At 52.3% G+C, this 10,899-nt stretch carries 9 protein-coding genes; 1 reads left to right on the forward strand and 8 read right to left on the reverse strand.

The window, feature by feature from the left end:
* The 8 genes from AC0QH1_RS20055 to AC0QH1_RS20090 all read right to left on the reverse strand — a co-directional run.
* Nucleotides 1-664: hypothetical protein (locus tag AC0QH1_RS20055; RefSeq protein ID WP_442957347.1), on the reverse strand; the 664-nt coding region annotated here is incomplete at its 3' end.
* 308 nt (nucleotides 665-972) lie between these two features.
* On the reverse strand, nucleotides 973-1,581 hold the full coding sequence (locus AC0QH1_RS20060; RefSeq protein WP_324633069.1) for a Uma2 family endonuclease: 609 nt from the start codon (nucleotides 1,579-1,581) through the stop codon (nucleotides 973-975).
* A gap of 302 nt (nucleotides 1,582-1,883) precedes the next feature.
* Nucleotides 1,884-3,353, reverse strand: coding sequence for a DASH family cryptochrome (locus AC0QH1_RS20065; RefSeq protein ID WP_324633070.1), 1,470 nt, complete (start codon nucleotides 3,351-3,353; stop codon nucleotides 1,884-1,886).
* A gap of 128 nt (nucleotides 3,354-3,481) precedes the next feature.
* Nucleotides 3,482-5,068, reverse strand: coding sequence for an NAD(P)H-quinone oxidoreductase subunit 4 (locus AC0QH1_RS20070; protein ID WP_324633071.1), 1,587 nt, complete (start codon nucleotides 5,066-5,068; stop codon nucleotides 3,482-3,484).
* Between the two features lie 44 nt (nucleotides 5,069-5,112).
* The gene (locus tag AC0QH1_RS20075; protein ID WP_324633072.1) at nucleotides 5,113-5,259 is read right to left on the reverse strand and encodes a hypothetical protein; all 147 of its coding nucleotides are present in this window, start codon (nucleotides 5,257-5,259) and stop codon (nucleotides 5,113-5,115) included.
* A gap of 28 nt (nucleotides 5,260-5,287) precedes the next feature.
* Nucleotides 5,288-7,354, reverse strand: a complete 2,067-nt coding sequence (locus AC0QH1_RS20080) for an NAD(P)H-quinone oxidoreductase subunit 5 (protein ID WP_324633073.1) — start codon at nucleotides 7,352-7,354, stop codon at nucleotides 5,288-5,290.
* Nucleotides 7,355-7,698: 344 nt separating this feature from the next.
* Nucleotides 7,699-8,082 carry a thioredoxin family protein gene (locus tag AC0QH1_RS20085; RefSeq protein WP_324633074.1) on the reverse strand — a complete coding sequence of 128 codons (384 nt, stop codon included), beginning with the start codon at nucleotides 8,080-8,082 and terminating at the stop codon, nucleotides 7,699-7,701.
* Between the two features lie 414 nt (nucleotides 8,083-8,496).
* Nucleotides 8,497-9,210 (reverse strand): NnrU family protein, encoded by a 714-nt coding sequence (locus tag AC0QH1_RS20090; protein WP_324633075.1) that lies wholly within the window; start codon nucleotides 9,208-9,210, stop codon nucleotides 8,497-8,499.
* A gap of 583 nt (nucleotides 9,211-9,793) precedes the next feature.
* On the opposite strand from AC0QH1_RS20090, the gene AC0QH1_RS20095 reads away from it, so the two are divergent.
* Nucleotides 9,794-10,828, forward strand: coding sequence for a LysR family transcriptional regulator (locus AC0QH1_RS20095; protein ID WP_324633076.1), 1,035 nt, complete (start codon nucleotides 9,794-9,796; stop codon nucleotides 10,826-10,828).
* The last annotated feature ends 71 nt before the right edge of the window (nucleotides 10,829-10,899 follow it).

Below are 10,899 nucleotides of genomic sequence, written 5' to 3' on the forward strand. Positions count from 1 at the left end.
ATGCCGCAATCGCCCGTTCCAGATTCTCCCCCCGCTCTCCCCGGATGCGGTATAAATAGGCACTTGCCAGATTATTTTGCGTTTGTGCCCATTTTGCGGGTTTCCGTTCTCGGGGACGAACCGTGAGAACGAGTTGGTAGCCGGCAATGGCAATTTCCAGACAATCCGCCCGACTTCCCCGGGGAAACACATTAATATGGATACAGGTATTTTCGATGATTCCCGCGAAGGTATCTGCTTGTTCTGCATCGGAGAGCAACAGCCGACTCACTTCGAGAAACGCTTCTTTAAACCGGGGATTGAGTTTATCCCGATGTTGGTCTAAAAAAGGATAAACCACAGCTGTATCGCTATTGCTTTCCCGTTCGAGTTGCAGCAATTCTCGGGCTAACTGCCGATACACTTCTGCTTCCGAGTCAGGGGAAGCGTTCTCCCCCCGGTTGGCGATAAACCGCGTTACCTCTGCAGCTAATTCCTGCAAGCGGGCGGCGAGTTCTTCACTCCCTTCTGCTGCTGCATTCTCTGCCAATTGCCCCATCACCTGCAACAGTTGCTCGTCCACCCCCTCCTCCTGTTGTGCCAGCAGGGTTTCTGCCTCTCCTGCATCGCTGGAAAGTAAGGCTTGGATGATTTGGATATACCGTTGCAAACGCGCATCGTTCATGGTGGGTCACCCCCTCGGTTCGGATTATTATTGAGCATAGCATAAGTTGGGCCAAATTTCACGAGCCGCTCGATGATTTTTGACTCCTGTTCCCCCACTGACTCGTTCCCTGACTCCGCCTGGTAATGCTTCATCAGAGGCCCTCTGATGGGGTGGTGCGTCACCGGCGCAATTGTGTCGTGGGCGCGTGGTTGGGTTGCGGGGGATGGTGCGTGACCCCCGCGCCGGATTGTGCGGTGGGTGCCTGGATTGGCGGCGGGGGTCACGCACCCGATGGCGTGGGTTTGGCCGGGGTTGGGTTGCCGGGGTCACGCCCCCGACGGAGGTTCATATAAAATTGGGGTTAAATCCAACACAAATCCCGGCAATACCGATTCCCCGGATAGGGTAGCGGGAGTATCGATAATTTCCACTTCTTCCCCCGGGCGATACACTTCCACTCCTTGATTTTGGCAGTCAATTAACCACCCCAACCGCGTACCATTGGCGATATATTCCTTGAGTTTTTCTTGTAACGTCGGTAAAGAATCGCTAGGGGAACGTAACTCTACCACAAAATCCGGACAGAGGGGAGCAAACTGCTGTTTTTCTTCAGAAGTTAAAGCCTCCCATCGCTCTTTTTGAATCCAAGAAGCATCGGGAGAGCGATTTGCACCATTGGGCAGTTTAAATCCCGCCGAGGAATCAAAAGCTACCCCCAAATCGTTGGTATCGGTCCAATTAAATAACTGTTGAATCAATCTCCCATTTCGATTCCCCATATCGCTGCCCGTCGGTGGCATAATTATCACTTCTCCATTCGCAGTGCGCTCAAAGCCTAAATCTCGGTTATTTTGGCACAGTTGAAAAAACTGCTCGTCGCTTAAATCGAGGCAGAGTTTCAACGGGAAAATTGTTTCGCGATTTGCTACTTCCATCGTTTAATTCCATTCGATTGGTTTGATTAAGCAAGGGTGCAAATTATTTTGCACATTTATTGGGGCGGGGAGGCGGAACCTCGTGAGAACCGTTCCCCCCTGGGGGGAACGAGTTAAACCCCCATGACATACAATTAGTCCGCGTAGGCGGACTTTACCTGCCCAGGCGCGATTTCAATCCCCCGCTGATTTCGCATGTTAGCACGGGTTTGGTTGCGGTGGGTGGTGCGTGACCCCCGGGCAGAATTGTGCGGTGGGCGCGGGGATTAGCGGCGGGGGTCACACACCCGATGGCGTGGGTTTTATCTGTGGCGGTCGATCGCCGTTTTATATACTCGTTCGTTTGCCTTTGCTGAGGCGAACAAATCGACTATGGGTGGAGGATAATCCACGCCAATTTTTACCCCAAAGCGCTGTTGTTCTTCGGGCAATAATTTCCAGGGTTCGCGAACTTTTGCTGCTGGAATTTGAGCCAATTCGGGCAACCAATGCTTGACATATTCTCCCTGGGGGTCGTAATCTTTGGACTGTTTGATAATATTAAAAAATCGGAATCCTCGGGCATCGTTCCCCACCCCGGCGGTATAGTTCCAATTCCCCCAATTGCTGCATACATCATAATCAATCAACAGAGACTCGAACCATTCTGCGCCCATCTGCCAATTAATCCCCAAATTTTTGGTGAGGAAACTGGCGACATTTTGCCGCCCGCGATTGGACATAAATCCGGTAGCGGCGAGTTCGCGCATATTGGCATCTACCAGAGGAAAGCCAGTTTTTCCTTGTTGCCATAAGGCAAATTGCTGCCAATCTTCTTTCCAGGGAATATTTACCCCTTGCAATCCGGATTGCCGAAAAATCGCATTGCCATGTTTAGCGCAGATCAACCGAAAATAATCGCGCCAGAGCAATTCAAAGACTAACCAATAGGTAGAGTCGTTTTTCACTCGTTGCGCTTCGTATTCGCGCACTTGTTGGTAAATATAGCGGGGAGAAAGGCAACCCAAGGCTAACCAGGGAGAAAATTTAGAAGAATAATCTGCGCCAAGCATTCCGTTGCGGGTTTGCTTGTAACTTTGCAGTTTATCTTGCTGCCAGAAGTAAGTTTGCAGGCGGGCAATGCCGGCAGTTTCTCCCCCGTGAAAGGCGAGGGCGACGCGGGAATCTGGCAGGGGTGGGGTGAGATTAAAATCTTCTAATTGGGGGAGAGAACCGATAGGGATATCTGGGAGGGGAGGTACATAGTTCGGTGAGGGAAAGGGGGGAGAAACGGTGGATTTTTTTTCGACTTGCTTGCGAAAATGGGTAAATACTGCGGGAATTTCTGAGATAGGGTAGGGCAATGCTGAGGGAGGATAAAGGGTATGTCCCCAGAAGGAGTGGAGTTGCAGGTTCAGGGGTGCGATCGCCCGTTGCAATGCCTTTTCCACCGCCACTTCTTCGGCGGTGACTTCCCGATGAAAATATATCGCCGAGGCATTGACCTGGCGGGCAATTTGTGGTAAGATAACTTCAGGCTTGCCGATTCTGACGATAAGATTGCTACCCAGGTGTTGCCAGGACTGGCGCAAGTTGGCGATACTTTCGAGCAAAAACTGGGCGCGAAACGAGCCGGTTTTGGGAAAGCCATAGGCGGTGGTGCCAAAGTGCCGGGGGTCGAAGCAATAAACCGGGAGAATCGGCGCGGCAGTTGTGAGGGCGCGATACAGGGGTTCGCTATCGTGCACTCGCAAATCGTTGCGATACCAGAGGATAATCGGGGGATGAGACATACTGTAGGGATAGCAGAATTAATCAAAGCGGGCGATTGTGCATCGCCCGCCTTTCTCGCAGGTGTGAGGAGCAGTGGGGAAAGGACGGGGGGTGCCCGCACCTTTCCCGAGAAACAGAGAGCGAGAGATTAGCGATCGCCCTCCATCGCCTCGATAGCTGGCGCTTGTAGCGGATTCATCATCGCCACAGGAGCTTGTGGAGACAAGCTAGGAACCGACTGGCGCAATTTCGCGTTTAACTGCACCGTAGTGGCATCGTAAATTTGCGTGACAATCTTGGGATACAATCCAATCCCGACAATCGGCACCAACAAACAAGCCACAATAAACACCTCGCGCGGTTCGGAATCGATCAGCGCTTCATGTTCCACCAACTCTTTATTTTCCGGTCCATAGAGCATTTCGCGCAGCATGGAGAGCAGATAAATCGGGGTGAGAATCACACCCACTGCTGCCAAGAACACCACCACCACGCGGAAAGTGAGGCTATAGGCATCGCTGGTAGCAAAGCCGACAAACACCATCAACTCTGCCACAAACCCGCTCATTCCGGGCAGGGCCAAAGACGCCAGGGAACAAGTGGTCCACATAGCGAAAGACTTCTTCATCTTCTGGCCCACGCCGCCCATTTCATCCAGCATCAGGGTGTGAGTGCGATCGTAGGTTGCGCCTACCATAAAGAACAGACTCGCCCCAATCAAGCCGTGAGACACCATTTGCAGCACCGCACCGCTGAGACCGAGGTCAGTAAACGAACCGATCCCGATCAGCACGAAGCCCATGTGAGAAATCGACGAATACGCGATTTTGCGCTTCAAATTGCGCTGGGCGAATGATGTGAGAGCGGCATATACTATGTTTACCACCCCGAGAATCACCAAAATCGGGGCGAGAACAGCGTGAGCGTCAGGCAGCATGCCCGCATTCATGCGAATCAGGGCATAGCCACCCATTTTCAGCAGGATACCCGCGAGCAACATGTGAACCGGTGCCGTAGCTTCCCCATGTGCGTCCGGGAGCCAAGTATGCAACGGGAAAATCGGCAACTTCACCGCATAGGCAATAAAGAACGCACCATAAAGCAGCAGTTGCGCGTTAATCGCCACATCCTTCGAGGCGATCGCCCGCATATCGAACGTTACCGTATCCCCATAAAACGCCAGGGCCAACCCGGCAATCAAAATAAACAGGGAACCGCCCGCCGTGTACAGAATAAACTTAGTCGCCGCATAGAGGCGCTTTTTCCCGCCCCAAATCGACAGCAGCAGGTAAACCGGAATCAGCTCCAGTTCCCACACCAAGAAGAACAACAACATATCCTGCACGGCAAAAACCGCAATCTGACCCCCATACATCAGCAGCATCAAAAAGTAAAACAGCTTCGGTTTGAGAGTCACGGGCCAAGCGGCTAACATCGCCAGGGTAGTAATAAACCCCGTGAGGATAATCAGGGGCATGGACAAACCATCCGCCCCCACCGACCAATTCAAATCCAACGGCGCAACCCAACTGTAGCTTTCAAAAAGCTGCAAATCGGGATTGCTCAACTCGTACTGAGTACAAAAAGCGTAAACAATGAACAAAAAATCGATCGCTCCCACGACCAAAGCGTACCAGCGTACCGTCCGCCCCTTAGTATCGGGAATCAGCGGTAGTAGCAAAGACGCCGCGATCGGGAACAGAATAATTGTGGTTAACCACGGAAATTCAGCCATATTCGTAAATAGCTTCCAGAATTCACCATTGAGAGAACCCACGCTCAGACTCCACAAGTCAGAATATACCGAGCTTCGGGAAACCCCCAGGGGGAAAAGCGATCGCCTCGGATTTTCCTACCGCGCGCGATCGCCTGTGCGGGAGTTGCGCCTCCAGATACCCCACGCCGAGATTCCCAGATAACGGTCATTCTGACTGAGTGAGTGCTGAGTAGAGGGTTAATTCACGCCAGAGAGAATCACTAATCCGAGAACCCCGACAAACACGATCAGGGCATAAAACTGGGCGCGACCATTCTCAAAATACTTCAACCCTTCGCCAGTAATCACGGTAATCAACCCCGTGAGGTTGACCGCGCCATCCACCACCCGGTAGTCCACTTCCATCACCTGGCGGGCCAAGCGGCGAGAACCCCGGACGAAGAGGAAATCGTAGATTTCGTCGAAATACCACTTGTTGCGCGAGAGCTGATACAGGGGCTGGATTTTCGCCGCGATCGCCTTGACGTCGATTTTCCCTTTCAGGTACATCAGCGACGCCAGGGTAATCCCGATTAACGCAATCCCCACGGAATTGCCCCCCATAATCAGAAACTCGGCTAAATCGAATTCCCCGGCATGTTCTGCCGCTTCCGCCACGGTTTCGGGAGGAAAGATAAATTCCTCAAAGTAATTCGCAAACGGCGTACCCACCAATCCAATCAGCACTGACGGAACCGCCAGGGCCATCAAGGGGAAGGTCATCGTCAGGGGAGACTCGTGCGGGGTGTCGCTGTGATGACCGTGAGAATGGTCGTCACCCGCCTCCGCCAATTCTTGCGGGTCCATCGCCCCAGGACCAAACGCCAGGGCCGGTTCTCCCATTTTCGCTTCCGTGAGGATATCCTCACGGATTTGCTTGTCCTGGCCGCGAAACGGACCGCAGAAGGTGAGGAAATACATGCGGAACATGTAGAAAGCGGTCATCCCGGCAGTTACCCAACCCACTAGCCACAAGGCGGGATTGGCTTCAAACGCCGCACCGAGGATTTCGTCTTTCGACCAGAACCCGGCAAACGGCGGAATGCCGCAAATCGCCAAGGTGCCGATTAAGAAGGTGGTGGCGGTAATCGGCATGTATTTGCGCAACCCGCCCATCAGTCGCATGTCTTGGGCCAGGGTGGGGTCGTGACCCACCACGTCTTCCATGCCGTGGATGACGGATCCAGAGCAGAGGAAGAGCATCGCTTTGAAGTAAGCGTGGGTCATTAAGTGAAACAACCCGGCGCTATAGGCCCCGATGCCCATTGCCATGACCATGTACCCGAGTTGGGAGATGGTGGAGTAGGCTAAGCCTTTTTTGATGTCGTTTTGGGTAATCGCGATCGTGGCTCCCAAAAAGGCGGTGAAGCATCCCGTCCACGCAATGGTGTTCATTACGCTGGGGATGGGTTCAAATAGGGGGTACATCCGCGCGATTAGGAAGACGCCGGCGGCAACCATTGTGGCGGCGTGGATCAGGGCGGAAATTGGGGTCGGCCCTTCCATTGCGTCCGGAAGCCACACGTGCAGCGGAAATTGCGCCGATTTCGCCACCGGTCCGAGAAAGACTAGGATCGCAAACAGGGTGGCCATTCCCGCCCCGATCGCCCCGGATTGCACCAGATCTACTAGGCGATCGCCCACTTCGTTGAATTCAAAGCTGTTGGTGGCCCAGTACAGTCCGAGTATCCCCAGCAGCAGGCCAAAGTCTCCAACCCGGTTGGTGATAAAGGCTTTTTGGCACGCATCCGCCGCCGCTGGGCGATCGTACCAAAACCCGATCAGCAAGTAGGATGCCATCCCCACTAGTTCCCAGAAAATGTAAATCTGAACTAAGTTCGGGGAAATCACTAGCCCCAACATGGAGGAGGCAAATAGGCTCAAATAGGCGAAAAAACGCACGTAGCCGCGATCGTGTGCCATGTAGCCATCGGTGTAAATCATCACCAAAAAGCTAATGGTGGTCACGATCGCCAGCATCAGCGCCGAAAGCGGGTCAATGGTGTAGCCCATTGCCAGATGAAAATTCCCCGCCGCCGCCCATTCGATGGTGCGGGTGTAGGGCTCATGTCCTTGGATTTGACTCCATAACAGCCCAAAGGCCATTACCATTGCAGCGCCCACCAGGGACACTAAAAATACGGCATTCTTTTGCCGCAGGTTGTTCGTCGCTTTGTTATAGGAAATCAGACCGAGGCCAACCAGCATCGCCCCGGCTAAGGGCAAGACTGGAATCAGCCACGCATACTGATACAGGGGTTCCATTGCTGACTCCCACTTAATAGTTCTTTACTCAGTCAACACAATTGTTAACATTTTGACACAGGAGTGCCCCACAAATTGCTCGATTCTTTACTCGGAATGCTTGCACTCTGAGGTCATCCACGGCTTTTTCTCTCTGTCTCGTTTGAATTTACCACATTTTTTGTGTTATAATTAAATATTTTCTTGAAAAATTTTGTCGGCCTCCCGCTCTGACCCGTGAAGAACCCCATCCAGAAACCCTCTGGATGGGGTTTGGGTTTGCCCAATGCGAGCCTTTGTTCTGGCAAAAGCCCGACACCAGCAAACTTGATGTTTTAATTTGCTGACAATGAAATGGCGCTCAATCAGACGGAGGAGGAATTGATGAGATGCTCCAAAGAACGGGTAACAAACCGTTTTTGCATCACCTCTCGCATCCGCGATCGCAACATCGCCTGTAGGTCATCGCGCCCGTGAAATCCTTCGATCCGATGCAGCGCAACTCCGCTGTCAAATAAAATTAACGTCGGTAAGGTGGTGATTCGATATCCACTGGCTAGCTTTAACGTGCGATCGGCGTTAATTCCCACCAGTTTTATCTGTTCTCCCCATTCTTGTGCAAATGCATTCAATATCGGATCGATCGTTCGACACAGCCCACACCAGGGTGCCCAAAAGTTTACCAGAACTGGCGTGGGAGCTTCTAAAACTTCTTCTTTAAACGTTTGTTCGTTAAGAGACAAGACCATGTTCCCTCTCTGCTCAATGGCTTTTGCGATCGACACCGGGATCATGCTACATCGATTTGGGATCGTCTGACTATCCCCTTTCGATATAGATTTGGTAAAAAAGTCTTGATTGTAAATAATAGTAAATTTTATGAGAGATTGTTGATTGTTAATTGTTGATTGCTTATAAAAAATTTCACCCCCATAATTCCCCCCACCGGGGATTATTTTTCCCTCCCACCCCGAAATTCTTTACATTTTTTTAACATTTACTGTAACCAAAGATACAGTTTTTTATCCCCCACTGGTATCCTACCCGGCTTTACCGCCTCAAACTGCCGCGATCGCCCCCACCCGCAAAATCAGCAATTGTCAATTAACAATCTACACAGGCTGCAATTTCCAATTTTCAATTTTCAATGACCAATTACCAATTTACCAGCCCACCTGGGCGGTGGCACGGAGCAAGAGAGGGTGTGCCCACCAGAGGAGGAAAATAAACCCCGTCACCCCGAGATAGCTCAAGCGGATAAATTCGTCCAGTTTGAGGGTTTGACGCCCTTGGAAAATGGCCAGGAAAGGAATCACCGAGGTGCGAGCTTTTACCGCCTCGAACGCTTCTCCATAGCGATCGCCCCAGCGGCGATCGCCGTGCCACACCGCAAACAAATGATGCAGCACCAGGCCCAGGGAAGTCACCACCATAAAACTGGTACCAATCCAGAGGGTATGGGCCACACACCAGATGACCTGACCCACCATTTGCGGGTGACGGGTAATGCGAATGATGCCAGTTTCGTAAAGATGAACCTGGGGTTTTTCGATCGCGGCAATTTCGAGCAGATTAAAGGTAGCGGGGTAGAGAAAAATAAACGAAATCGCCGAGAGGATCCAGACCAGCGGTTGCACCCAAGGCACCCCCTGAACCTGCCAAAGTTGCACCCCATCATAGCGATGGTTGAAGAAATAGATAATCAGCACCACCGCCAAAGGCAGACTCACCAAAGCGAAGAAAATGCGGTACAGACGCGGGCCGACGAAGTGTTCCCCAACCGGGCGCACAGCCGCCAAACCGCTATGGGCGATCGCGAAGACCAACAGCAAACCGACCATCATCAAATGGCTCGGCGTCAACCAATCCCAGGACATTGCAGATAACAGAATTTACCGACGGTGAACCAGACCTAACCCCTGCCGAGTGCCAGACAGAGCCGACCGCGCCCCAGTAGAAGGATCCACCCTGGCCGAAACAGGCTCCAACCGCAGCCCCAGCAGAAGCAAAAAAGATGACGTGGGTAACATTTTAGACCAGAGGGGGACAAAAAGCGACAACCCGGGAAAAACAAGTCGGGGGGCGAAGTGAAACGCGATCGCCCCCCGAGAATCGCGCAGAAGGCCCAAAGAAAAACCCCTGTCGCGATCGCACGGAAGTCAATCGCAGGGGATAATGGGCAGTGGAGACTGCATGGGGGGATTGCTAGCCAGTGGATTTCCCCGAACCGATCGACGGCAAACCCAATCCAACCTTAAATAGAACAGTAGGGTAAGATGCCGCGATTTGGTAAACTGCAGGACAACGGGACGAAGATGAGCGGGTTGGCACCGGTGGGCGATCGGATTATCGAGGTCCCCGGAATCAAAAAAACCACTCATACACCCAGTTTTTTTGAAATGCAACCCGTTGAATCCGTTAGTTGTCACCAGACTCCTTGCCCCTTTCAGGTTTAGCAGTATGTCCGATCTACCGTTCACTTTAGATCAGTTACGCATTCTCAAAGCGATCGCCGCTGAGGGGAGCTTCAAACGCGCTGCCGATAGTTTATATGTGTCTCAGCCTGCCGTTAGCCTACAGGTGCAGAATTTAGAGCGCCAGTTGGATGTGCCATTGTTCGACCGGGGGGGGCGAAGGGCACAACTAACAGAAGCAGGGCACCTGCTGCTGAGCTACGGCGAAAAGATTTTAACCTTATGTCAAGAAACCTGTCGAGCCATTGAGGATTTGCAAAATCTTCAAGGAGGCACCCTAATTGTCGGTGCATCCCAGACCACCGGCACCTACTTGCTGCCTCGGATGATTGGCATGTTTCGGCAGAAATACCCCGATGTCGCCGTTCAGTTGCACGTTCACTCCACCCGTCGCACCGCCTGGAGCGTAGCCAACGGGCAAATCGACCTGGCGATCGTCGGCGGAGAAGTGCCCCCAGAACTGCAAGAATCCCTCAACATTCACTCCTATGCCGAAGACGAACTGGCGCTAATTTTGCCAGTATTTCATCCTTTTGCCAAACTCGAAACCATCCAAAAAGAAGACCTTTACAAGCTGCAATTTATTGCCCTAGATTCCCAGTCCACCATTCGCAAAGTCATCGACCAAGTGCTTTCGCGCTGCGATATCGATACCCGCCGGCTCAAACTGGAGATGGAACTCAATTCCATTGAAGCGATAAAAAATGCAGTACAGTCCGGCTTAGGAGCCGCATTCGTCTCCATTTCGGCGATCGAAAAAGAATTGCAGATGGGGATTTTGCATCGAGCCACCATCGAAGGGGTAGTCGTCAAGCGGATGCTGTCAGTGATTTTCAATCCCAATCGGTATCGGTCCAAGGCAGCAGAAGCATTTAGCGAAGAAATTTTACCCCAATTTGCCACCCAGCCGTTTTTGGATGTGGAGCCAGCGCAATCCGTGGATGCCGAAGAAGACACCGCCGCGTCGGTGGAGTCCTCAGAAGCGATCTCCCCTGCTGCATCGAATTCCACCGTCAGGTGACGTACTCCCGACGCCGACCGCTTAGGCGGTACGGCGCGGGCTTCTGGGCCGAGACCTTTGAGATCTGGGTT

The organism is Phormidium sp. CCY1219 (assembly GCF_055795085.1).